This window comes from uncultured Photobacterium sp. (assembly GCF_947502415.1).
Lineage (GTDB): Bacteria > Pseudomonadota > Gammaproteobacteria > Enterobacterales > Vibrionaceae > Photobacterium.
Genome location: NZ_CANMZV010000014.1, coordinates 38,300 through 61,660, shown reverse-complemented (window position 1 = coordinate 61,660; position 23,361 = coordinate 38,300). Strand labels below are relative to the sequence as shown.

General features: G+C 51.5%; 16 protein-coding genes, 1 pseudogene and 1 riboswitch. Of the genes and pseudogenes, 11 read left to right on the top strand and 6 right to left on the bottom strand.

Features of this window, described 5'->3' with window-relative positions; all coding sequences use genetic code 11:
- Positions 1 to 161: 161 nt before the first annotated feature.
- From leuO to Q0852_RS15185, 4 genes are all read right to left on the bottom strand, one after another.
- Complete coding sequence (gene leuO / locus Q0852_RS15200; RefSeq protein WP_299019368.1) at positions 162 to 1,118, bottom strand: transcriptional regulator LeuO; 957 nt, start codon at positions 1,116 to 1,118, stop codon at positions 162 to 164.
- A 588-nt stretch (positions 1,119 to 1,706) separates the two neighbouring features.
- Positions 1,707 to 4,829, bottom strand: coding sequence for an efflux RND transporter permease subunit (locus Q0852_RS15195; RefSeq protein ID WP_299019367.1), 3,123 nt, complete (start codon positions 4,827 to 4,829; stop codon positions 1,707 to 1,709).
- A complete protein-coding gene (locus tag Q0852_RS15190; RefSeq protein WP_299019365.1) occupies positions 4,826 to 6,169 on the bottom strand; it encodes an HlyD family secretion protein in 1,344 nt (447 codons plus the stop codon). The genes Q0852_RS15195 and Q0852_RS15190 overlap by 4 nt, the downstream gene beginning before the upstream one ends.
- Positions 6,156 to 6,809 (bottom strand): TetR/AcrR family transcriptional regulator, encoded by a 654-nt coding sequence (locus Q0852_RS15185; RefSeq protein ID WP_299019364.1) that lies wholly within the window; start codon positions 6,807 to 6,809, stop codon positions 6,156 to 6,158. Before Q0852_RS15185 ends, Q0852_RS15190 begins: the two co-directional genes overlap by 14 nt.
- 576 nt (positions 6,810 to 7,385) lie before the next feature.
- On the opposite strand from Q0852_RS15185, the gene leuA reads away from it, so the two are divergent.
- The 8 genes from leuA (at position 7,386) to thiQ (ending at position 16,730) form a co-directional block, all read left to right on the top strand.
- Positions 7,386 to 8,936 carry a 2-isopropylmalate synthase gene (leuA, locus tag Q0852_RS15180; RefSeq protein ID WP_299019363.1) on the top strand — a complete coding sequence of 517 codons (1,551 nt, stop codon included), beginning with the start codon at positions 7,386 to 7,388 and terminating at the stop codon, positions 8,934 to 8,936.
- A 2-nt stretch (positions 8,937 to 8,938) separates the two neighbouring features.
- Positions 8,939 to 10,027, top strand: coding sequence for a 3-isopropylmalate dehydrogenase (gene leuB, locus Q0852_RS15175; RefSeq protein WP_299019362.1), 1,089 nt, complete (start codon positions 8,939 to 8,941; stop codon positions 10,025 to 10,027).
- A 20-nt stretch (positions 10,028 to 10,047) separates the two neighbouring features.
- Complete coding sequence (gene leuC / locus Q0852_RS15170; protein WP_299019361.1) at positions 10,048 to 11,487, top strand: 3-isopropylmalate dehydratase large subunit; 1,440 nt, start codon at positions 10,048 to 10,050, stop codon at positions 11,485 to 11,487.
- Between the two features lie 17 nt (positions 11,488 to 11,504).
- Complete coding sequence (gene leuD / locus Q0852_RS15165; protein WP_299019360.1) at positions 11,505 to 12,107, top strand: 3-isopropylmalate dehydratase small subunit; 603 nt, start codon at positions 11,505 to 11,507, stop codon at positions 12,105 to 12,107.
- Positions 12,108 to 12,248: 141 nt separating this feature from the next.
- Positions 12,249 to 13,037, top strand: a complete 789-nt coding sequence (locus tag Q0852_RS15160; RefSeq protein ID WP_299019358.1) for a DUF547 domain-containing protein — start codon at positions 12,249 to 12,251, stop codon at positions 13,035 to 13,037.
- Between the two features lie 160 nt (positions 13,038 to 13,197).
- Positions 13,198 to 13,306, top strand: a riboswitch (TPP riboswitch).
- A gap of 103 nt (positions 13,307 to 13,409) precedes the next feature.
- On the top strand, positions 13,410 to 14,396 hold the full coding sequence (thiB, locus tag Q0852_RS15155; protein WP_299019356.1) for a thiamine ABC transporter substrate binding subunit: 987 nt from the start codon (positions 13,410 to 13,412) through the stop codon (positions 14,394 to 14,396).
- A 13-nt stretch (positions 14,397 to 14,409) separates the two neighbouring features.
- Positions 14,410 to 15,999, top strand: coding sequence for a thiamine/thiamine pyrophosphate ABC transporter permease ThiP (thiP, locus tag Q0852_RS15150; RefSeq protein ID WP_299019354.1), 1,590 nt, complete (start codon positions 14,410 to 14,412; stop codon positions 15,997 to 15,999).
- Positions 15,999 to 16,730, top strand: coding sequence for a thiamine ABC transporter ATP-binding protein (thiQ, locus tag Q0852_RS15145; RefSeq protein WP_299019457.1), 732 nt, complete (start codon positions 15,999 to 16,001; stop codon positions 16,728 to 16,730). Before thiP ends, thiQ begins: the two co-directional genes overlap by 1 nt.
- Before the next feature lie 97 nt (positions 16,731 to 16,827).
- Here thiQ and Q0852_RS15140 read toward each other — a convergent pair whose 3' ends face one another.
- Positions 16,828 to 18,204: a PhoH family protein gene (locus Q0852_RS15140; protein ID WP_299019352.1), complete on the bottom strand. Its 1,377-nt coding sequence runs from the start codon at positions 18,202 to 18,204 to the stop codon at positions 16,828 to 16,830.
- A gap of 307 nt (positions 18,205 to 18,511) precedes the next feature.
- On the opposite strand from Q0852_RS15140, the gene rapA reads away from it, so the two are divergent.
- The gene (gene rapA / locus Q0852_RS15135; protein ID WP_299019350.1) at positions 18,512 to 21,430 is read left to right on the top strand and encodes an RNA polymerase-associated protein RapA; all 2,919 of its coding nucleotides are present in this window, start codon (positions 18,512 to 18,514) and stop codon (positions 21,428 to 21,430) included.
- Here the strand turns inward: rapA and Q0852_RS15130 are convergent.
- On the bottom strand, positions 21,401 to 21,571 hold the full coding sequence (locus Q0852_RS15130) for a hypothetical protein (RefSeq protein ID WP_299019348.1): 171 nt from the start codon (positions 21,569 to 21,571) through the stop codon (positions 21,401 to 21,403). The two genes, rapA and Q0852_RS15130, sit on opposite strands and share 30 nt — an antisense overlap.
- Here Q0852_RS15130 and rluA point away from each other — a divergent pair.
- Both rluA and Q0852_RS15120 read left to right on the top strand, forming a co-directional pair.
- Positions 21,570 to 22,289 (top strand): bifunctional tRNA pseudouridine(32) synthase/23S rRNA pseudouridine(746) synthase RluA, encoded by a 720-nt coding sequence (gene rluA, locus Q0852_RS15125; RefSeq protein WP_299019347.1) that lies wholly within the window; start codon positions 21,570 to 21,572, stop codon positions 22,287 to 22,289. The two genes, Q0852_RS15130 and rluA, sit on opposite strands and share 2 nt — an antisense overlap.
- 83 nt (positions 22,290 to 22,372) lie before the next feature.
- Positions 22,373 to 23,325, top strand: a pseudogene (locus tag Q0852_RS15120) (D-2-hydroxyacid dehydrogenase).
- The last annotated feature ends 36 nt before the right edge of the window (positions 23,326 to 23,361 follow it).

Below are 23,361 nucleotides of genomic sequence, written 5' to 3'. Positions count from 1 at the left end.
TTGCCGTGCTCTCAGTCCCTATCCCTTGCCAATACAGGGTTTATACGTCTTATTAATAGAATTAACACAAAGTGTGAGAAAGTACTGCTCGCTTGTTTATTCAAGCTGACTGCGATCAAAAAAGCCGGCTAACGCCGGCTTCATATTCCTAAATAGAGAGATCAGTATGAGTTATCACCACACACTTCCAGTAGCTGATCACGCATCCAGATATGGCCCTTATCTTTCTGCGACGACTCATGCCAGCTCAGGTAACCACTGATTTTCGCCGAATCAAACGGCAGCGGCAGGATCTTCAGCTGCTGATTATGAGCTGCTGATTCCGCCAGCCAACGTGGCATCACGGCAATTAAATCAGACTGGCCAGCAACGTACATAATGTTGCTAAGGCTAGCGCCTTGATAGGCCTCATGATAATTGGTGTGCTGGTTGTAAATATGGTCAGAAAACAATTTCACACCCGGAATCGACTTCAGTACCGCGTGCTTTTCTGCCGCAAATTCCGCTTCAGTTAGCGTATCACCAATGCGCGGATGATTACCGGCCGCTATCACAACCAGTTCATCACTGAACAGCTCGGTGCTGCAGAACCCAGGCTCGTCAAAACGAATATAATCAATGACGAAATCCACCTCCTGATAGCGCATTTTCTGAGTCAGCTCAGCATCAAACTCAGCTTCCAATTGTACGCGAAGGTTCGGAGCCTCTTCGGCAACATTTCGCAGGATACGAGGTGCAAAGCGCATATCAGACGGACTGCAAATCGCCAACTTGAAAGTGCGGTTCGACGTCTCCGGCGAGAAAATCGATGACGGCAGCTCGTTCTTCACCAACTGTAACGCCTGGCGGACAGGACCAAACAGCTGCTTCGCACGCTGGGTCGGCTGGATACCACGCCCATGACGGATAAACAGTTCATCATTAAACATCACCTTCAGGCGGGCAACAGCATTACTTACCGCGGGCTGTGACATACCCAGGTTATGTGCCGCACGGGTAATATTCTGTTCCTGCATGACGGCATCAAAAACGGTGAGCAAATTCAGATCAACACTGCGTAAATTTGACTCCATTTTATAACCATCAGCCTGGTGAATAGATGAACTTGTTCGCGTCATATTTTGCCTCTAATTCAATAATGTCTGGGGCAAAATCCGTTATGCCACCGCTTGAGTAAAAGAGCATATCCTCCGCCCCTAACCAATTGCCCCCTGAATGGGATGCGGCAAGTATTATTCAAATAGATTGATGAAACCAATAGGCGAAAATGAGCAAATGTAAATAGTTATAAGCAAACGTCAAAATTCAGAATATAAATCATTTAAAATCAAAGCATTAAACCTCTTCTAAAAAGATCTAAAATAACTATAAATAAAATAAAGGCGTAATTATAAGCAAAAACCGATGCTTTTTTGTTCAAAATAAATACCCTCCACTCACCTCAGGTCAACGTTTTTTCCAACCTGTAATAGATATCAGTGATTGAAATTTCACGCTTTGCTGTCCGTCCTGACAGTTAAAATTCCATCATCGAGTCAAAAACATCATCAGGAAATTCCACTTACCACCAGAGCTGCGGTCTCAATTCATCACAGTGATACCAATCAGGATAAACACGACCAAGAGCTGCAAGCCTTCACGAACTAAAGATAAAGCAACGGGGCCCTGAGGCCCCGTTGCTTTATGGTTGTTCATTAACCGACAACTCAAGCCGTCACCAACACCTCATGTTTTCGCACCAGGTTGAAATCAGCCAAGATGGCGTAGGCTGCCGGAATCATAAAGAGTACCAGCAGAGTCGAAGTGAAAATCCCAAACACAATAGAAATCACTAACGGCTGGATCACCTGCGCCTGCAAGCTAGTCTCCAACAGTAGCGGCAACAGCCCCGCCGCCGTAGTAAGCGAGGTCAGGAACACGGCCCGGAAACGCTCCCGGCTAGCCTTGACCACCGCGTCATGCACACTATCGCCTTCATCGACATGATGGCGGATATACTGCACCAGCAGGATAGAATCATTCACCACGACCCCGGCTAATGAAACAAACCCCATGATACTGGGCATACTTAGGGCAAAACCCAGTAGCCAATGCCCCCAAAAGACGCCAATCAAGGCTAATGGAATCGCCAACAACACCACAAACGGTTCCAGATAACTGCGGAACTGATAACTGAGGATCACAAATACTCCGAACACCCCCAGCATAAAACCAACCGCCATCGACTGCCCGGTCTTCGCCGTATCCTTGGCCTCACCTTCGAAATCAAAACGCAGACCGGGATAATCCTGCTGTAATTGCGGCATCAACCGGGAACGGAACTGCCGGGTGATCTCTGTCGAGCTGATTTTACTGCTCTCGAGATCGGTAAAGACACTCAGGGTCCGGACTCCGTTCACCCGCTGGATACGGACAAAATTGCGCTGGTATTCCAGCACCGCAATCGAAGCCAGCGGGATCTGGCTCCCGTCACTCAGGATCACAGGAAAGCTTGCCAGGGTCTGCAAATTGGCCGCTTCCTGCTTATCAAAACGAACCTCAACTTCGATATTCTCAGGGCCGATCTGGATTTCATCCGCAGTACGGCCAAAGTAAGCCGCCCGCAACTGCGAAGCTATCATCTGGCCGTCAATTCCAAAACTTTCTGCCCCCGGCCGTAACTTCACCAACACTTCCTGTTTGCCCATCCGCATATCATCCAGGACACCGGAAACCCCATCAAATTGATTAAGGAACTGCTGGAGTTCAATCGATGCAGCCTTAAGCTGAGCAAGCTCATCATGCTGCATCCGTATTTCAACAGCGCGACCACCGGGGCCAACCATCGGCTGCTTGAATACCATGGAAACCGGATCGGCTATCACCCCGACCTCTTCACGCCAGGCTGCGATAAATTCGTCAATCACAGTATTGCGTGATTCAGCCCCCAGCATATCAAGACGAACTGTCGCAACATGCGGGCCACTCTCATCAGCATCGGCATTGAAGTTGTACTGCTCGGTAATGTGTTCAACCAAGGTACGGCCACCTTCCTTGCTATCGCTCCATTCCTGGTTGAGCTTTTCCGCTGCCGCCACAATTTGCCCCACAACCCGCTCAGTCTGTGAAAGGGAAGAACCCGGCGGCAAAATGACCCGCGCTTCAGCAATATCACCATCAAGTTCAGGAAAACCGACAAACTTCAATGCCCCGCCAGCCAACAGGGAAACTGATGCCAGCAGCATGGCAATCACACCACCGAGGAACAAGTAACGCCAGCGAACAACCGCATCGACAGCCGTTACCAGCTGATTGTTACGAAATGCCTCAAATCGCTTAAGGAAGCGAGCCTTAAATGCCAATGGACGCCGTTTGCGTCGGCCCCGTTCGCGTTGCTTTTTCAGGGAATGGCTCAGGTGATTTGGCAAGATCAGAAAAGCCTCAACCAGGCTCAAGGTCAGCACCAGAATCAGCACCATTGGCACGACTTTCAGTACCGCCCCCATCTCGCCTTCCAAAAACAGCAAACTACCGAAGATACAGACAGTCGTAAGGTAAGAAGACAGCACGCCAGGAAAGACTTTTTTCACCCCTTTGGTTACAGCATCAGGTACTGACAAACCCCGTTCCAGATGGGCGGCAATTGACTCGGCAATCACGATGGCATCGTCCATCATGATCCCGATCGCCATCAGCAAGGCAACCAACGACATGATATTGATTGATAGCCCCAACCCAGCCATCAAAAACAGGCTACCGAGAAACGCAACCGGCAATCCCGCCGCTACCCAAAATGAATAGCGGAATGTAAAAAACAGCCACATGGTGGCAAACACCAGTACAACCCCCTGCCCACCGTTTTTCACCATCATCGTCAGGCGATCCCACAACACCGAAGAAATATCATTGGTCAGGCTGAGCGTCACCCCGCTCGGGGCTATCTGGTTCTCATCCTCAACAAACTGCACCACCCGGCCTTTGATCCGCAGGGCATCATCAGCCTTGTTCTTACTGATCTTCAACAGCGCCGACGGCTTGCCGTCAAACAGTATCTTTTGTTCATCAAGCTCAAACCGATCGGTGATCGTCGCTATATCGCCGAGGCGCAGTAAAGCCCCTCCACTATCGGCTCCGATCACCGTACGTGCCAGCTTCTCTGGGCTGATCTTCTGCTCATCAAAGCGGATCAGTAAGTTTTTCTCTGCCAGCTCAATATTCCCGCTGGGCAATTTAAGGTTCTGGCGAGACAAGCGATCCGCAACATCAGCAACACTCAGCCCCAACTGGCGCAATGGCGCCTCTTTAAGTTCAATTCGGATCTGATGGGTGGAAAAACCAGCCACTTCTACCAATGACACCCCGTAATCCAGCTTCAGCTTACGCTTAAGCTGCTCAGCATACGCTTTAAGGTGCGGCCAACTGGTATCTGCACTAATCGCCACGTCAACCACCGGCTCATTCCAGTCCAGCTCACGGACAATCGGTGACTCTATTTCGGCCGGAAAATCATTAATAGCGTTGATCTGGGTCTGAACATCCACCAGCATCCGCGACACCACATCGCTGCTGGTCAACTTCAGGATCAAAGAGGCCGAACCTTCAACTGCCTCACAGCGGGTTTCTTCTATGTTAGCAAGGCCATCAACCGCATCTTCCATCCGCATACAGATGCTTTCTTCAACCTCCTGCGGCGAAGCACCGGGATACACAACAGAAGCCAGAATATAGGGCGGGGAAAATTCAGGGAAGGTTTCCCGTTTGATCTGCGGCAGAGCCACGATACCGAAAATCAGCAGCGAGACCATCAACAGGTTAGCCGCTGTCGGGTGACGAGAGAAAAAACGGATCATGAGGCGGGCTCCTCTTTCTCCGAGCTCTTCTTAACTGACTCATTGTTTCGGGTGACAATCTGAAGCGACATCCCCGCCACCGCCGGCAACAAGTCATTAACGATCAATTCCTGATTGGCAGAAAGCTCACCGCGAATCGCCACTTTTCCTTCACGACGAAATAACACCGTTATCGGCTTGATCTCCAGTGTATTGCCTTCGCCGACCAGGTAAATCTTATCACCGTGCAAGGCCCGCTCTGGGATCACCCAATGTGCATTAGGCTGCCCGGCCAGACGAGCCTCAACAAACATTCCGTTCACCAAGGGAGGAGCGCTTTCCGGTGAAAGTTGGCTGTAATCCTGGCTCACTTCGAGGATCACCCCGACCGTGGCCTGATTGGCACTGACGGTATCGCTGATCCTGGCCACCTTTGCCGGCCACTGTTGAGTAAAGCTACCGCTGGAAAGTTGAATACTGGCAGTAAGATCCAGCTGATCGGCCCGCGGGCGACCATCGGCATGAGCTGTGTACTGGGTAAGGCTGGATGCCAGAACCTGCATATCATGCAGTGCCACTTGGGCATCAATTTCCACGGTATCAATCCCGTGTGCCACCACCATACTCTGCTGGGCATTGACGACTTGGTTCTGCTCGATACCAACACTGGAAATCCGGGCATCCACCGGCAAAGTGATCACTGTTTTCTCCAGCGAACGACGGGCCTCTGCAACCCGAGACTGGTTCACCTCGAGCTGCGCCTGCGCCACTTTGCGTTCATTAGGCAACACCGTCAGCTGATTTTCGATATCCTGCACCATTTTCTGGCTGGTCAGAGTATTTTGCAGTTCAAGATCAACGGCCGACTGCGAGGTCAGCCCTTTACGCCGAAGCTCCTTTTTGCGAGTCAGCTCTTTCCGGCTGATCTGCAAACGGTTTTTCTCGATTTTCAGAGTCGCACGCAGATTTTCTTCTTCCAGAGCTAATTTTGCCAGCTGCGCCTGACTTGAACTGACATCCGACTCAGCCTGGGCCAAACGCAACTCATAGTCCAGCGGGTCAATTTTGAGCAGTACAGTTCCTGCATCCAATACGCGTCCTTTTTCCAGCCCCGGATGGCGATAGATCACCTTGCCCGACACTTCCGCAATAGCCTGCCACTCCACTTTAGGCCTGACCCGGCCAAACCCCGTGACGACTGGCGCCAGCAGCAACTGTTGTAAATTAATCACATCCACCGGGCGGGCCTTATTCATCGTAGGGTTCACCGCCGGAGCCTGACGCAAATTTATCGCCAGCGCCAGAATGGCTAACCCGGCCAGGATCGCGGGAAAAATAAGATAGTTTCTATTGAACGTCATTAGATTCACTGCCTCCCTGTGCCAAAATTCCCCGGAGCAGGACATTGACGTTATGATCCGCCAGCTCCATCAGCCACTCCTCGTTCAGGTCAATGCCGTGGAAACCAAGCAGCGCCGGCGGCACCAGAAACGGAAATATCATCATGCTCATAAAAGTCATCCGAGCCTTTACCGGTGACACGCCATCCCGCAATATCCCGATATTTTTCATTTTATCGAACATCAGCTGTTCAGCAGGCAGAGCTATCTCATTAAACATTTTTTCAATAGTGGCTCGCTGCAGATCACCGGGCTCCATCATCATCGTTCGGGCAATCAACTTAGGCAGATCCGGTGTCGGAGCCATAATGCGATAGTAAGTACGCATTAACTCACCAATGCTCTCCATATCACCGATGTTAATCGCCTGCTGAAATTTCTCTCGGATCGGGGCCAGCGTTTCCCGCAACATGGTTTCGAACAGCCCGGCCTTGTTACCAAAGTAATAACGAATGAGCGCCACATTTACATCAGCTCTTGATGCAATCATCCGGGTTGATACCTTACTGTAGGGAAGCGCGACAAAAAGCTTTCTTGCCTCAGTAATCAACCGCTCCCTGGCATCAGAATCCCCGCTTGGCCGCCCTGCTTTTCCTGCCATAATGTCTACCCGTCATCCCAATTTTATTAATCAGCTGATTAATAATTTACTCCACATCCCACCACAGCTCGCAGTAGATTTATTCAGCGATAATTAATCATTTGATTAATTTTATATCAGGACAACTTTTTATCAGTTGCCAGCCCCCGCAATCTGTTAAAAAAATGCGAAAAAGTATTCCTTGGTAATACCTTCGTTATACTGAAATATGTTCGGGCAAGCGGCCTTTCGTCGGTAACACTGCAAATAAAAAGACAGGCAAAAGCCATAACAATCAACAAATTAAACAAACAACAAAAATAAATCATCAATTTATGGTTGACGTTTAACCTGTCTATTTGGTATTCATTTGTTAAACAACATCGTGGATATCATTTAAAAAATGCAAAAATATTTCTCTCTACTCCTTAGCCTCCTCATTATCGTGAATAATTCGCGCGGGTAGCTATTGGGTGGGAAACACCACTAACGAATACAGCAAAACCCGCGCAACCTGCGCGGGTTTTTTCATATAGGGCCAGCGCAGCGGATGCAGACCAAGTCATATAACAGGCAGGCCAACATAAGGAAGTAGCAATGAAAGATCAGGTCATAATTTTCGATACCACCCTGCGCGACGGTGAGCAGGCCCTTTCGGCCAGCTTAACGGTAAAAGAAAAACTGCAGATCGCTTATGCGCTTGAACGCCTTGGGGTCGATGTCATTGAAGCCGGCTTCCCGGTCTCATCACCGGGTGATTTTGAATCCGTGCAGACCATTGCCAAACACATCAAGGACAGCCGAGTCTGTGCATTGTCCCGCGCCGTTGCCAAAGATATTGATGTCGCAGCTGAATCACTGAAAATAGCTGAAGCCTTCCGAATCCACACCTTCATTTCAACGTCAACCATCCATGTACAGGACAAACTGCGCCGCAGCTATGATGACGTTATCGAGATGGGCGTCGCGGCAGTCAAGCGGGCACGCAACTACACCGACGATGTCGAGTTCTCTTGCGAAGATGCAGGCCGTACCCCTATTGACAACCTGTGCCGGATGGTCGAATCCGCGATCAATGCGGGCGCTAGTACCATCAATATTCCAGACACTGTCGGCTACACCCTGCCCAATGAATTCGGCGGCATCATCACCCAGCTTTTCAACCGTGTACCCAACATCGACAAAGCCATTATTTCCGTCCATTGCCATGATGATCTGGGCATGTCAGTGGCTAATTCGATGGCAGCTGTCCAGGCCGGAGCTCGCCAGATAGAAGGAACGATCAACGGCATCGGTGAACGTGCCGGTAACTGCTCGCTGGAAGAAATTGCAATGATAATCAAGACCCGCGCCGACTTCCTGGGTGTCCAGACCAATATCAACCATGAAGAAATCCACCGCACCAGCAAAATGGTCAGCCAACTGTGCAACATGCCAATCCAAGCCAACAAGGCAATTGTCGGTGCCAATGCCTTCAGCCACTCCTCTGGCATCCACCAGGACGGCATGCTGAAGAACAAAAACACTTACGAAATCATGACGCCGGAGTCTATTGGCCTGAAGAACCAGGCACTAAACCTGACCAGCCGCTCCGGCCGGGCTGCAGTTAAAAGCCACATGGATTCGCTGGGATACACCGAGAAAGAGTACGACCTTGACCAACTGTACGCCGACTTCCTGAAACTGGCCGACCGCAAGGGACAGGTCTTTGACTATGATCTAGAAGCCCTGATGTATTTTGCCAACCTGCGCGAAGAAGACGACTACTTCAAACTGAACTACCTGAGCGTACAGTCAGGCAGTGTCATGGCTACAACCACAATCAAACTACAGTGCGGCGATGATGAAAAATGCGAGGCCGCTGTCGGCAACGGCCCGGTTGATGCGCTTTACCAGTGTATCTACCGCCTGACGGGCTATGACATTGTGCTGGATAAATTCGACCTGACCGCCAAAGGTGAAGGGGAAGACGGCTTAGGTCAGGCAGATATCATCGCCAACTATAAAGGCCGCAAATATCACGGTACCGGCCTGGCGACCGATATCGTCGAGGCCTCCGGCCAGGCGCTGCTTCACGTGATCAACAGTATTCACCGCGCCGAACAAATTGCAGAAATCAAACAAAAATCCCATATGGAGACAGTATAACCATGGCAGGTACATATAAGATTGCCGTTCTACCGGGTGACGGTATTGGCCCAGAAGTCATGCAGCAGGCACACAAGGTGCTGGCTGCAGTCCAGGAAAAATTTGGCTTCACGCTGGAGTACAGCGAATACGATGTTGGCGGTATCGCCATTGATAACCATGGCTGCCCGCTACCGGATTCAACTCTGAAAGGCTGTGAAGAGAGCGACGCTATCCTTTTCGGATCCGTTGGAGGCCCCAAATGGGAACACCTGCCACCCAACGATCAGCCTGAGCGTGGTGCCCTGCTGCCGCTACGTAAACACTTCCAACTGTTCTGTAATCTGCGCCCGGCAAAAATCCATACTGGACTTGAGCGCTTCTCGCCACTTCGTGCCGACATTTCCGAGCGCGGTTTTGACATTGTCGTGGTACGCGAACTCACTGGCGGGATCTACTTTGGCCAGCCGAAAGGCCGCGAAGGCGAAGGCCCGCAGGAAAAAGCATTTGATACCGAGGTCTACCACCGCTACGAGATTGAGCGCATCGCTCGTATCGCCTTTGAATCAGCCATGCTACGCAATAAGAATGTTTACTCGATTGATAAAGCCAACGTTCTGCAAAGCTCAATCTTATGGCGTAAAGTCGTCGAAGAGGTGGCGAGGGACTACCCGGAAGTAACCCTGAACCACATGTATATCGACAATGCGACCATGCAGCTGATCAAAGATCCTGCGCAATTCGATGTCATGCTGTGCTCCAATATCTTCGGTGACATTATTTCGGACGAGTGCGCCATGATCACCGGCTCAATGGGCATGCTACCGTCAGCCAGCCTGAACCAGGACAAATTCGGCATGTACGAGCCAGCTGGTGGTTCAGCACCGGATATCGCCGGCAAAAACATCGCTAACCCGGTCGCCCAGATCCTGTCTGCAGCCCTGATGCTGCGCTATAGCCTGAGAGAAGAAAACGCAGCCCAAGCCATTGAGCAAGCTGTATCTCAGGCACTGGAAGCTGGCGAGCTGACAGCCGATCTGGCAGGCAATGCCCCGGCACTGAGCACCAGCGAGATGGGTGACAGGATCGCCGCCTATATCCGTCAGGCATAACAACGAGGAGCAACCGAGCAATGTCAAATACCGAAACTAAAGCGCCCAAGACGCTATATGAAAAAGTATACGGTGCCCACGTTGTCGTCGCAGCGGAAGGCGAAAACCCCATCTTGTATATCGACCGCCATCTGGTCCACGAGGTTACATCTCCACAAGCCTTTAACGGCCTGCGTGAAAAAGGGCGTAAGGTACGCCAGACAGGAAAAACCTTCGCCACCATGGATCACAACGTCTCAACCCAGACCAAAGACATTAAAGCCTCTGGCGAAATGGCGCGGATCCAGATGGAAACCCTGGCCAAAAACTGCAAGGAATTCGACGTCACCCTGTATGATCTGAACCATAAATATCAGGGTATCGTCCATGTCATGGGCCCGGAATTGGGCATTACGCTGCCGGGGATGACCATTGTCTGCGGTGACTCACACACGGCCACCCACGGTGCGTTCGGCTCACTGGCTTTCGGTATCGGCACCTCCGAAGTCGAACATGTTCTGGCGACCCAGACCCTGAAGCAGGCGCGCGCCAAAACCATGAAAATCGAAGTCAAAGGCAAAGTTGCACCGGGAATCACTGCCAAAGATATCGTGCTGGCCATCATAGGTAAAACTACCGCATCAGGCGGAACCGGCCATGTGGTCGAATTCAGCGGCGAAGCCATTACCGAGCTGTCCATGGAAGGGCGGATGACGGTGTGCAACATGGCGATTGAATTAGGTGCCAAAGCAGGCCTGATCGCCCCGGATCAAACCACCTTCGACTATATCAAGGGCCGCCATTTTGCTCCGGTCGATAAAAACTTCGAAGCTGCAGTGAAATACTGGCAGACCCTGAAAACAGACGAGGGGGCACAATTCGACGCTGTTGTCACCTTAGATGCCAAAGATATCAAACCACAAGTCACCTGGGGCACCAACCCGGGCCAAGTCATTGCTATCGACGAAAACATTCCGTCACCGGATGACTTCAGCGATCCGGTTGAGAAAGCCTCAGCTGAAAAAGCCCTTACCTACATGGGCCTGGAAGCGGGCAAAAAGCTGGCTGATTTTGATATCGACAAGGTCTTCATCGGCTCATGCACCAACTCCCGGATCGAAGATATCCGCGCCGCAGCAGCCATAGCCAAAGGCCGTAAAGTTGCCCCGAATGTTCAGGCGCTGGTTGTTCCGGGATCAGAGCAAGTGAAAGCTCAAGCGGAACATGAAGGGCTGGACAAAATTTTCATCGAAGCCGGATTTGAGTGGCGCCTGCCGGGCTGTTCAATGTGCCTGGCAATGAACAATGACCGCCTTGGCCCGGGTGAGCGCTGCGCCTCTACCAGCAACCGCAACTTTGAAGGACGCCAGGGACGGGATGGCCGTACCCACCTGGTCAGCCCGGCGATGGCTGCCGCTGCTGCCTGCGCCGGACATTTTGTCGATATTCGCGAACTAAGCCCGGCTTCGGTAACCGCATAAAGGAGAGGAACACTACAATGACAGGTTTTAAACAACATACTGGTTTGGTCGTTCCCCTGGATGCAGCCAATGTCGACACCGATGCCATCATTCCCAAACAGTTCCTGCAAAAAGTCACCCGAACCGGCTTTGGCAAGCACCTGTTTCATGACTGGCGCTTTCTCGATGATGCCGGACAGCAGCCCAATCCGGATTTTGTCCTGAACGCCCCACGCTACCAAGGTGCCAGCATTTTGCTGGCCCGCGAAAACTTCGGCTGTGGCTCGTCGCGCGAACATGCCCCCTGGGCCTTGGCCGACTATGGTATTAAGGTCATGATTGCCTCGAGCTTTGCCGATATCTTCTACGGCAACTCGATCAACAACCAGATGGTACCGGTACGCCTGGCTGAGCAGGAAGTCGATGAGATATTCCAATTCGTTAATACCAACGAAGGGGCTGAGATCAACGTCAACCTGGAAACCATGACGGTCACAGCCAACGGAAAAGAGTACAGTTTCGAGATTGATGAATTCCGCCGCCACTGCCTGCTTAATGGGCTGGACAACATTGGGCTGACCCTGCAGCATGAGGACAAAATTGCTGAATACGAAAGTAAAATTCCGGCCTATCTTGCCTGATGTAACCAATGACTGACTACCGCCCCGGCCATGGTGCTGGGGCGTTTTATTTTCAATTGTGTATAAATGAAAGAAAGATAGCTCAAACAAGGTCATATATAACTAATGAGCCAACAGCATCCCAAAAACTAAGGACAGCCCATGCGACTGCTACTTGCTTTCACCTTGCTCATCACATCGGTCCTGAGCCCGGCTATCGCCGCCCCAAAAGCCGACTTATGGCCCTTCTGGCAACAGAGCAATGAAACGAACCCGACGACTATCGATCACAGCCGCTGGCAGCAAACACTGGATACCTATCTAGTGGAGCTGCCCCAGCAAACTTTATTCCGCTACAACGCAATATCAGAAAATGACAAATGGGAGCTCAATCGCTACATCCGCGATCTCGCCGCCATCGATCCCCGCCAGTATGCCAAGCCAGAACAATTTGCCTATTGGGTCAACCTCTATAATGCCCTGACCGTCCAGTTGATCCTCAATAACTACCCGGTAAAATCGATCACTAAGCTCGGCGGCTTTTTCAGTTTCGGACCCTGGGATGAGGAACTAATCACCATCGCCGGCAAAACGCTGTCACTCAACGACATCGAACACCGCATCCTACGGCCTATCTGGCAGGATGCTCGCATTCATTATGCAGTCAACTGTGCCAGCCTCGGTTGTCCCGACCTCCAGCCAACAGCCTTTACCGCTAAAAACAACGAAGCCTTGCTTGAGCAGGCTGCCAGCAGGTTTATCAACAGTCCCAAAGGGGTCGAGCTCTACGGCAATAACGTCCGGCTATCATCGATCTATGACTGGTACGGCAGCGACTTTGGAACGCAAAGTGAGCTACAACAACATCTCAACCAATACAGGAAAGAACAACCGGTTCAACTCAGCAGCGTTAGCTACGATTACAACTGGTCCCTCAACGAAGCAAAGTAAGTGCACGCTCACCAACCACCTGACATTAACTAAGCTATTAATATTATATGGCTTATTTTGCCAGCCGATATCAGCCACGGACATCACAGACCCGAGAAGCCCTAAGCCAGTGCAACAGTATTGCGCTGGCAACAAGCAGCATAGCGCATTACAATAGCTCTCGTTCTCATTGGGGTGTCTGGACACAAATCTAGACTGAGATTGCAACAGCAGAACCCACAGAACCTGAACCAGATCATGCTGGCGTAGGAATTGAGATAAACAGACAATGACGAACAGTCAGCGTTGCAGCACGATGCTTAGCGCCTGTCTCAACCCTGTGCCGCTCATTTTTATCTCCCTTGCAGGAAGCAAGGACATCAGGAGCGCATAGTGAAAAAAATTCTTCCGACTTTAGCCTTATCGATGGCGGCAGGCTCAGCCTGGGCGGCGACCGATACACTCACCGTCTACACATACAGCTCGTTTGCCTCAGACTGGGGACCGGGCCCGGCTATCGAAAAAGCCTTTGAGGCCCAATGCGACTGTAACCTTGAGTTTATCGCGTTAGAAGACGGCGTTTCTATCCTCAACCGCCTGCGCCTTGAAGGTAAAAGTACCAAAGCCGATATCCTGCTCGGTCTGGACAACAACTTACTGAGTGAAGCCAAGAAAACGAACCTGTTAGCAAAGCATCAGATCGATACCAGCAAGGTAACCCTGCCTAATGGCTGGGCGGACACCACATTCGTCCCATACGATTACGGCTACTTCGCCTTTGTCTATGATTCTGAAAAACTGACTAACCCGCCGAAAAGTCTTACTGAACTGATTGAGCGTGACGATCTCAGTATCATCTACCAGGATCCGCGTACCTCGACACCGGGCCAAGGACTGATGCTATGGATGAAATCTATCTATGGTGACAAGGCTAACTCCGCTTGGCAGCAGCTAGCGAAAAAGACAGTCACTGTCACCAAAGGCTGGTCGGAAGCCTACAATATGTTCCTTAAGGGCGAATCGGATTTAGTCTTGTCCTATACCACCTCTCCGGCCTACCACATCATTGCCGAGAATGAGAGCAAGTATAAAGCCGCAAATTTCAGCGAAGGCCACTACATGCAGGTTGAAGTGGCAGCTAAACTGAAAAGCAGCCCGAATCAGAAGCTGGCCGATCAGTTCCTGTCCTTCATCCTGACGCCGGAATTCCAGTCCGTGATCCCAACCGGCAACTGGATGTACCCGGTCACCGAGCAAGCGCTGCCGAAAGGATTCGATCAGCTTACACTTCCGGCAAAATCGCTGGAGTTCAGTGCCGAGGAAATCGCAGCACAGCGTCGTGGATGGATCCGTGAATGGCAACATGCCCTGACTCAATAATGGCCACTGACCTTTGAATACCCGTGTTACCCAAACTTTGCCCGGCATCCTGTCTGCCGGGCTGATTGTCGCCCTGGTGCTCAGTGCCATCAGCGCCCTGATCAGCCAGGCCAACGAGCTAAGCCCGTTTCTTATCTGGCATGATCCCTACCTGCGCCACGTCGCCGGATTCAGTTTCTATCAGGCACTGCTGTCGACACTGCTCAGCATTATCCCAGCCATTCCTGCCGCCTACGCCTTCTCGCGCCGCCAGTTTCCCGGTCGAAACCTGCTGCTACGGCTATTTGCCATGACCCTGGTACTGCCCGTTCTGGTTGCGGTGTTCGGCCTGCTGGCAATCTACGGTAAGAGCGGCCTGCTGGCTGAATTTTTCCAGGCTAACGGAGAGCCCCTGCCTTTTTCCATCTATGGCCTGAACGGCATCTTGCTGGCCCATGTATTTCTCAACTTCCCACTGGCTACCCGTTTACTGCTGCAAAGCCTGGAGGGGATCCCGTTCGAACAACATCAGCTGGCGACTCATCTCGGTATCCGAGGCTGGCACAAATTTCGTTTCATTGGTTGGCCGCGACTGCGCCAACAGTTACCCCATGTGATCGGCCTGATCTTCATGCTGTGTTTTACCAGCTTTGCCGTGATCATGTCGCTAGGCGGAGGCCCCAAAGCCACCACCATAGAGCTGGCAATATATCAGGCCCTGCGCTACGACTTCGATCTCGCTGGCGGAGCAATCCTTGCCCTATGGCAAATGCTCATCTGCAGCAGCTTGGTTCTACTAACCCAGCGCTTTGCCAAGCCGTTATCAACGCTCAGCGGCTCCGCGTCCCTGCATCCTCTTTACCTTCATGATAGCTGGCAAGCCAAGGCATGGGACGGGCTGTGGATAGGCTTTGCTATCTTGTTGGTACTGCCGCCAATGCTGGCCGTCGTCAGCGCAGGCCTTAACAGTCAACTCCCTGTTCTACTGGCCGAACCGGCACTATGGCAGGCAATGATGAACTCACTGAAAATCGCTATGCTATCCTGCATCGCCGCGGTAACCGCTGGCATCGCAATTCTGCTGACAAGCCGCCACTGGCGGCTACAAAAGAAAACCTTACCGGCAGATGGTATAGAGCTGCTCGGCACTATCATCCTCGTTACTCCTGGGCTGGTGCTCAGTACCGGGATCTTCCTGCTGCTACGCCAGTATACCGATGCCTTTGCCGCGGCTTTCTGGGTGGTCGTCAGTGTCAATGCCCTGATGGCGCTACCTTATGTCATCAAGACCTTGAGTCAGCCAATGCTGCACATCGCCCAACAATACAATCCGCTCTGCCAGAGCCTGGGAATGCACGGACTATCCCGGTTGCGACTCGTGGAATGGCGCGCCCTACGCAAACCGCTCGCCCAGGCGCTAGCGATAGGCTTTGTACTCTCGTTAGGTGATCTGGGAGCAATCGCCTTATTTGGCAGCAAGGACTTCCAAACCCTGCAGCTCTACCTGTTCCAGCTCATGGGCAGCTACCAGATGGATGCTGCAGCCGTTGCCGCGCTAATCCTGCTACTTCTGAGCCTGGGACTCTTTACCCTGGTTGAAAAAATTCTGATCCGGACACCATGATGCTGACCCTAAAACACCTCAGTCACAGCTATTGCCAACCAGGCCTGTCACAACAGGCAGGCAGCACACGACACACCTTTGATCTCACAGTAAATACCGGAGAGATTGTAGCCCTTATCGGCCCAAGTGGGGCTGGCAAGAGCACCTTGCTGGCAATGGTTGCCGGATTTCTAAAGCCCGATAGCGGAGAGCTCACTATTGCCGGGCAGGCCATCGAGCGCCAACTTCCATCAGAGCGACCACTCTCTTTGCTGTTCCAGGATCACAACCTGTTTCCCCACCTGACAGTCTTCGAAAATATTGGTCTGGGCCTGAATCCCGGACTCAAACTCAGTCAGGAAGATAAGGAAAACATCCAGGCCGCAGCGACCCGAGTCGGGATCAAGCAATACCTCGACCGCCTGCCGGAGCAGCTATCCGGCGGCCAGAAACAACGCGTAGCCCTGGCTCGCTGCCTGATCAGGAAACGTCCACTGCTGTTGCTTGACGAGCCATTTTCAGCCCTTGACCCGGCCTTGCGTAAAGAGATGCTGGAACTAGTCAGAAATCTCGCAGAAGAACAGCAAACGACAGTACTCATGGTGACCCATAACCCGGAAGATGCCCTGAAAATTGCCGACAAGTGTGCCTTTATCTGCAACGGCAGTATCAAGGTATTCGGCGACAGTAAGGCGTTGCTCACCCAGCCTGAAGATGAAGAGCTGAAGAAATATTTAGGCTATGACCAATAAGAAATAAAAAATAACAGCGGGTATCCCAACCATTGATATGGGAGCAAGAACTCTTCCTCTTGCTCCTCGAATCTCGTCATTTGAAATGAGTGGGAAATTATAAATTCTCTTCCGCAAATTCGGCCAAACGGCTGCGAATGACACCGTCGAGATAGATGTTGGCACTGCCCTCGAAATTCTTAAAACGCTCAACGATGTACGTTAAACCCGAGGTCACCGGAGAAAGGTAACTGGAGTCAATTTGCGCCAGGTTACCGGAACAGACAATCTTGGTGCCTTCCCCACAACGGGTAATTATCGTCTTGATCTGGGAGGCGGTTAAATTCTGACACTCATCCAGCAATACAAAGGCATTCTGAATTGAGCGTCCGCGCATAAAGTTAATCGACTTGAATTGAATATTGGCTTTGTCATAAATGTACTTCATCGAGCCATCAGTACAGACATCGTGTTTGTGAAGCGCTTCCATGGTATCGGTCACAGCTGCCAGCCATGGCATCATTTTTTCTTCTTCGGTACCCGGCAGGAAGCCGATAGATTCCGCGATTTCCGGGGTATTACGAGTCACAATGATCTTGTCGTACATTCCTTTTTCTATCACCTGCTCCAGGGCTGCCGCCATCGCCAGGATAGTCTTACCACAGCCTGCAGGGCCAGTCAGGATCACCAGGTCAATATCCGGATCCATCATCGCATCCATGGCCATACCCTGATAAATATTTTTCGGATGAATGCCCCAGGCCTGGCGGCTCATCAATCGCTCCTGGCCGATATCTTTCAAGGTCACGCTCACACCGTCAATAACCTTTATCCGTGCGGCAAAATCCGAACTTTCATCCAACAAGTACTGGTTGATAAATGGTTTATCAAAAAGCTCTGAAGGCAAGGTATGCAGCGTCGAACGCCCCTGGCTCTCAGACTGGCACTCGCCGACCCGCTCCCAAAACTCACCCGGATACTGGTAATACCCCTTGGTCAGCAGCTTCACATCATCGACCACCTGATCCGAACGGTAGTCATCCACATTGTAGACCCCGGCCCCCTTGGCGCGCAGCCGCATGTTGATATCCTTGGTGATCAGCACCACTTCCCTCGGCGCATGCTCGGCCTGCAAATAAAGCACCCCGTTCAAGATCCGGTTATCACCGGCCTTATCGGCAAAAGCATGAACCGTCTCTGTCACTTCATAGTCAGCAAAAATGGCAATCGTGCCCTGATTTTCTGCTTGTTCGGCAAAAGGGATCCCGGCAGCAATCTGCTCCGGCGTCGCATCTCGGAAAATATCTTCCAAGGCCCGAATAGCCACGCGGGCATCTCGTGATATATCGCGCTTACTGTCCTTGATGCGATCCAACTCTTCCAGCACGGTCATCGGGATGACGACATCGTGCTCTTTGAATGAATAAATAGCGAGGGGCTCGTGAAGCAGAATGTTCGTATCCAATACAAAAATTTTGCGTTCAACTGCGTCCATAGGTACCTCCTAGGTAACAATCAGACGGCAAAATCAATATGCCATCCTTCTTTTAGCGTACGCCAAATTAACCTGCTTACTATTTATGACCGGAGATAATTAAAAAATTGTGACACTCACACCTAAAATAGTTTGTTGGATCAAGGTCACTTTCGCCGTGACCTTAATCACAGCATGCAGTAACATAACTCCCCTTTTTTACCGGTGCGAATTCTGGCTTACACTTAACCTCAGTGTAGTTCAAAAATGTTAGGGCATCGGCTTAGCATTCTCATTAATATCAAATAATTAGAAGGTTTTAACCACTATGCCATTTGCTTTGGGCCAACGTTGGATCAGTGATACTGAAAGTGATCTGGGTTTAGGTACAGTTGTTGCGGTCGACGCCCGCACTGTTTCCTTAATGTTCTCCGCCAGTGAGGAGAACCGCCTGTACTCTCGAAATGATGCTCCCGTGACCCGCGTAATGTTTAATGTCGGCGATGTGGTTGAAAGCCATGAAGGCTGGTCACTGAAAGTAGAGCAGGTCGAAGAAGATGGCGGCGTGTTCACTTACATCGGAACACGTACAGATACCGAAGAAGAAAATGTTCAGCTACGCGAAATCTTCCTCAGCCACCAAATTCGTTTCAACAAACCACAGGACAAGCTGTTCGCCGGCCAAATCGACCGTATGGATCGATTCGCCCTACGTTACCGCGCACTGAAAAACCAGTACGAACAGCACAAGAGTTCGCTTCGCGGTCTGTGTGGTATGCGTGCAGGCCTGATCCCGCACCAGCTATTTATCGCCCATGAAGTTGGCCGTCGCTACGCGCCACGTGTACTACTGGCTGATGAAGTCGGTCTGGGTAAGACCATCGAAGCCGGTATGATTATCCACCAGCAGGTCTTGTCTGGCCGTGCCGAGCGTATTCTTATCCTGGTTCCGGAAACACTCCAGCACCAGTGGCTGGTCGAAATGATGCGCCGCTTCAACCTGCACTTCTCTATTTTTGACGAAGAACGTTGTGTTGAAGCCTACGCCGACTCAGCTAACCCGTTTGATACCGCCCAGTACGTACTGTGCTCACTGGACTTCCTGCGCAAGAGCCGCCGCCGTTTCGAACAGGCACTGGATGCCGACTGGGATCTGCTGGTTGTCGATGAAGCGCACCACTTAGAGTGGAGCGAAGACAAACCTAGTCGCCAATACCAAGTGGTAGAAGAGCTGTCAGAAAAAACCCCGGGCGTGCTGCTGTTAACAGCAACCCCGGAGCAACTGGGCCATGAAAGCCACTTTGCCCGCCTGCGCCTGTTAGATCCAGACCGCTTCTACGATTACGAAGCCTTTGTCGAAGAAGAACGCCAGTATGCACCGGTCGCCGATGCTGTATCACGCCTTCTGTCAGGCGAAAAACTTGATGATACCGCCAAAAACATTCTGACAGAGCTGCTGCCGGAACAGGATATTGAGCCGATGCTGCGTATCATCGAATCTCAGGATATTGACGACGATCAGCAAGAAACGGTGCGCCATGAGCTTATCGACAACCTGATGGATCGCCACGGTACCGGCCGCGTGCTGTTCCGTAACACCCGTGCAGCCGTTAAAGGCTTCCCGCAGCGTCATCTGAACATGTACCCACTAGCTCTGCCAAGCCAGTACCAAACCGCAATGCGTGTTGCCGGAATGATGGCTGGCAAGGTATCCGATGAGCAAAAAGCGATTAAACTGCTATATCCGGAAGATATTTACCAGGAGTTTGAAGGCGAATCAGCCACCTGGTGGAACTTTGACCCACGCGTCAACTGGCTGCTGGATATGCTCAAAGCCAACCGCAATGAAAAGGTTCTGGTGATCTGCTCCCGTGCCCAGACAGCGCTGACGCTGGAGCAAGCCCTGCGCGAACGCGAAGGGATCCGTGCAACTGTCTTCCACGAAGGCATGTCCATTATCGAGCGCGACAAAGCAGCAGCTTACTTCGCCCAGGACGAGGACGGCGCCCAGGTACTGCTATGTTCAGAAATCGGTTCTGAAGGTCGCAACTTCCAGTTTGCTAACCAGCTGGTGATGTTTGACCTGCCGAATAACCCGGATTTGCTTGAACAACGTATCGGCCGCCTGGACCGTATCGGTCAGCAACGCGATATCGAAATCCATGTACCGCACCTTCAAGGCACTTCACAGGCCCTGCTGGCACGCTGGTACAATGAAGGACTGAATGCCTTTGAGGAAACCTGCCCGACAGGCCGTGCTATCTACGATGCCTTCAGCAGTGACCTTATCAGCCTGTTAGCAAGCGAGAAGCACGACGAGGAAGCGCTGGAGCAGCTGATCGAACGCAGCGCAGACATGCACAAGGAACTCAAGTCGAAGCTGGAACAAGGCCGCGACCGCCTGCTGGAAATCCACTCCAACGGTGGCGACAAAGCTCATGAACTAGTAGAGAGCATTGCATCCAAAGACGGTGACACCAACCTGGTAACCTTTGCCCTTGGCCTGTTCGATACCATCGGCCTGAACCAGGATGACAAAGGCGAGAATGCCATTGTCGTTACGCCATCCGAACACATGATGGTCGCCAGCTACCCTGGCCTGCCATACGATGGGTGCACCATTACTTTCGAGCGTGATACCGCACTGTCACGCGAAGATATGCACTTCATCAGCTGGGAGCACCCGATGATCCAGGGCGGCATCGACCTGCTGCTATCTGAAGGTGTTGGCACAACTGCCGTATCACTGCTGAAGAACAAGGCGCTACCGGCTGGTACCCTGTTGCTTGAGCTGGTTTATGTCGTCGATGCACAGGCACCTAAACAGTCTGGTATTGCCCGCTTCCTGCCTAAAACGCCAATCCGCATCCTACTTGATGCCAAAGGCAATAATCTGTCGGCCAACGTGGAATTCGAAGGCTTCAACCGCCAGCTGAGTCCGGTTAACCGCCACCTTGGCAGCAAGCTGGTTAACTCGGTACAGAAGGATATTCATGTTCTGATCGAACATGCAGAAAAAGCGGTGGCTAAAGAACTGGTCAGCGTACGTGATGCAGCTCAAAGCGAGATGGAAGCCAACCTGCGCGCCGAGCTGGATCGCCTGCAGGCACTGAAAGCGGTCAACCCGAACATCCGTGATGACGAGCTGGAACTGATCGAATCTCAAATCCAGGATCTGACAGCCTACATTGCCAAGGCCCAGGTTCAGCTGGACTCGCTACGCCTGATTGTAGTCAGCCACGGCTAACCCGCCAACACCAAAGTCCAGTGCAAAAATAGCCGCCCGACAGGATCCCTGTCGGGCGGTTTTCTTTCGGCCCTGGTTAACCCTAACCGGGAAAGTGGTATGATGCTCAGCTTCATAACCCAGTAAGCCCGAGTGAAACATGAAACCAACGCCTATGCCGGAATATCATCCGCCAACAGATCCTTGGCTCGATATTTTGCACCTCGACAATGACATTATTGCGCTAAACAAACCATCAGGGCTGTTATCCAACCCGGGACGGGATCCGAAACACCATGATAGTGTCTATAGTCGGGTACTGCGGGATCAAGAACAAGCCCACCTTGTTCACCGACTCGACATGGCGACTTCGGGACTGATCATGCTGGCAATCAACAAAGATTCCGAGCGCAATCTGCACAAACAATTCAGAGAGCGCGAAACAGAAAAGGTCTACTACGCCCGAGTATGGGGCCGTATGGAGCAAGACAGCGGAACGGTTGATCTACCGCTGATCTGTGACTGGCCAAACCGCCCGATGCAAAAAGTCTGCTTCGAGGACGGTAAACCGTCTGTGACCCACTTCCAAGTCATCTCCCGCGATGAAAACAGCACGCTGGTTCGCCTGCGTCCGGTAACGGGCCGTTCCCACCAGCTACGAGTCCATATGCTGGCACTTGGCCACCCTATTCTGGGAGATGAATTCTATGCCCATGAAGAAGCCAGAGAATGCGTACCACGCCTACAGCTTCATGCCGCTGAACTGACGTTCTCCCAACCCGCGACAGGCGAGCCAATGCACCTGTTTGCCCCGTGTGATTTCTACCCTGATGCACCGCACAAAACGCTGCCGGATCAAATATCCAGCGACAAGGCTTGAGCACGCTTTTGAATTTCACAGTATAGAGGTTAGTGTTAACTACACTAACACTAACACTAACCTCACCAACAAAAGCCAAACGTATGGAAACAATCGTCTTTCTTGACCGTGCCACGATTCCCGCACATATCCAGCTCCCACGACCGCATATTGACCATCAATGGCTGGAATACCCGACAACCACTCCCGAACAAATTGTCGAACGGCTACAAGAGGCCACCATCGCCATCACCAATAAAGTAGTGCTGGATGCCAATATCCTCAGCCAACTGCCAAAATTAAACATGATTGCGATCGCAGCTACCGGTACCAACAATGTCGATCTCGACTACTGCAAAAAAACAAAATTGTGGTGAGCAATATCCGCGGCTATGCCACCAATTCAGTTCCGGAACATGTGATAACAATGATGTTTGCCCTGCGACGTAACCTGATGGGTTACCATCGAGATATAGCAAACGGAGTCTGGCAGCAGGAAAAACAGTTTTGTTTTTTTACTCACCCAATTGGAGATATCAACGGCGCTACACTGGGGATCATCGGCGGCGGCAATCTGGGGCTGACAGTTGCCAAGCTAGCTCAAGCGCTGGGGATGAAGGTGCTGTTTGCTGAACATAAGGGAAAACAGTCATGCCGAGAAGGTTACACGCCTTTTACCGAAGTCATAACCCGGGCTGATGTACTCACCCTTCACTGTCCGTTGACAGTGCAGACCACCAACCTGATTGGGGCAAAGGAACTGGAAAGTATGAAACCATCCAGCCTGCTAATCAATACCGGCCGGGGTGGTTTAGTCGACGAACAAGCTCTGGTTGACGCCTTGATAAATGACAAGATTGCCGGAGCCGGAGTGGATGTCTTTACTCAGGAGCCAGCCGATGAGACAAACCCGCTGATTGCTAATACGCATCTGCCAAACCTGCTACTTAGCCCGCATGTAGCCAGGGGGTCTGACTCGGCCATTCAGGCCCTAGTCAACCAGCTCATCGATAACATCAATCAGTTTATTGAAGGCAAACCACAGAACGTGGTGTAAAAGAAAGGTAAATTTTAAGTACTCATTAGAAATAAC

What these genes read in the sequence shown, in the direction of transcription:
- leuO (WP_299019368.1), bottom strand. Translation starts at nt 1,118, where the DNA reads ATGACGCGAACAAGTTCATCTATTCACCAGGCTGATGGTTATAAAATG.
- Q0852_RS15195 (WP_299019367.1), bottom strand. Translation starts at nt 4,829, where the DNA reads ATGATCCGTTTTTTCTCTCGTCACCCGACAGCGGCTAACCTGTTGATG.
- Q0852_RS15190 (WP_299019365.1), bottom strand. Translation starts at nt 6,169, where the DNA reads ATGACGTTCAATAGAAACTATCTTATTTTTCCCGCGATCCTGGCCGGG.
- Q0852_RS15185 (WP_299019364.1), bottom strand. Translation starts at nt 6,809, where the DNA reads ATGGCAGGAAAAGCAGGGCGGCCAAGCGGGGATTCTGATGCCAGGGAG.
- leuA (WP_299019363.1), top strand. Translation starts at nt 7,386, where the DNA reads ATGAAAGATCAGGTCATAATTTTCGATACCACCCTGCGCGACGGTGAG.
- leuB (WP_299019362.1), top strand. Translation starts at nt 8,939, where the DNA reads ATGGCAGGTACATATAAGATTGCCGTTCTACCGGGTGACGGTATTGGC.
- leuC (WP_299019361.1), top strand. Translation starts at nt 10,048, where the DNA reads ATGTCAAATACCGAAACTAAAGCGCCCAAGACGCTATATGAAAAAGTA.
- leuD (WP_299019360.1), top strand. Translation starts at nt 11,505, where the DNA reads ATGACAGGTTTTAAACAACATACTGGTTTGGTCGTTCCCCTGGATGCA.
- Q0852_RS15160 (WP_299019358.1), top strand. Translation starts at nt 12,249, where the DNA reads ATGCGACTGCTACTTGCTTTCACCTTGCTCATCACATCGGTCCTGAGC.
- thiQ (WP_299019457.1), top strand. Translation starts at nt 15,999, where the DNA reads ATGCTGACCCTAAAACACCTCAGTCACAGCTATTGCCAACCAGGCCTG.
- Q0852_RS15140 (WP_299019352.1), bottom strand. Translation starts at nt 18,204, where the DNA reads ATGGACGCAGTTGAACGCAAAATTTTTGTATTGGATACGAACATTCTG.
- rapA (WP_299019350.1), top strand. Translation starts at nt 18,512, where the DNA reads ATGCCATTTGCTTTGGGCCAACGTTGGATCAGTGATACTGAAAGTGAT.
- rluA (WP_299019347.1), top strand. Translation starts at nt 21,570, where the DNA reads ATGAAACCAACGCCTATGCCGGAATATCATCCGCCAACAGATCCTTGG.
- Q0852_RS15130 (WP_299019348.1), bottom strand. Translation starts at nt 21,571, where the DNA reads ATGTTTCACTCGGGCTTACTGGGTTATGAAGCTGAGCATCATACCACT.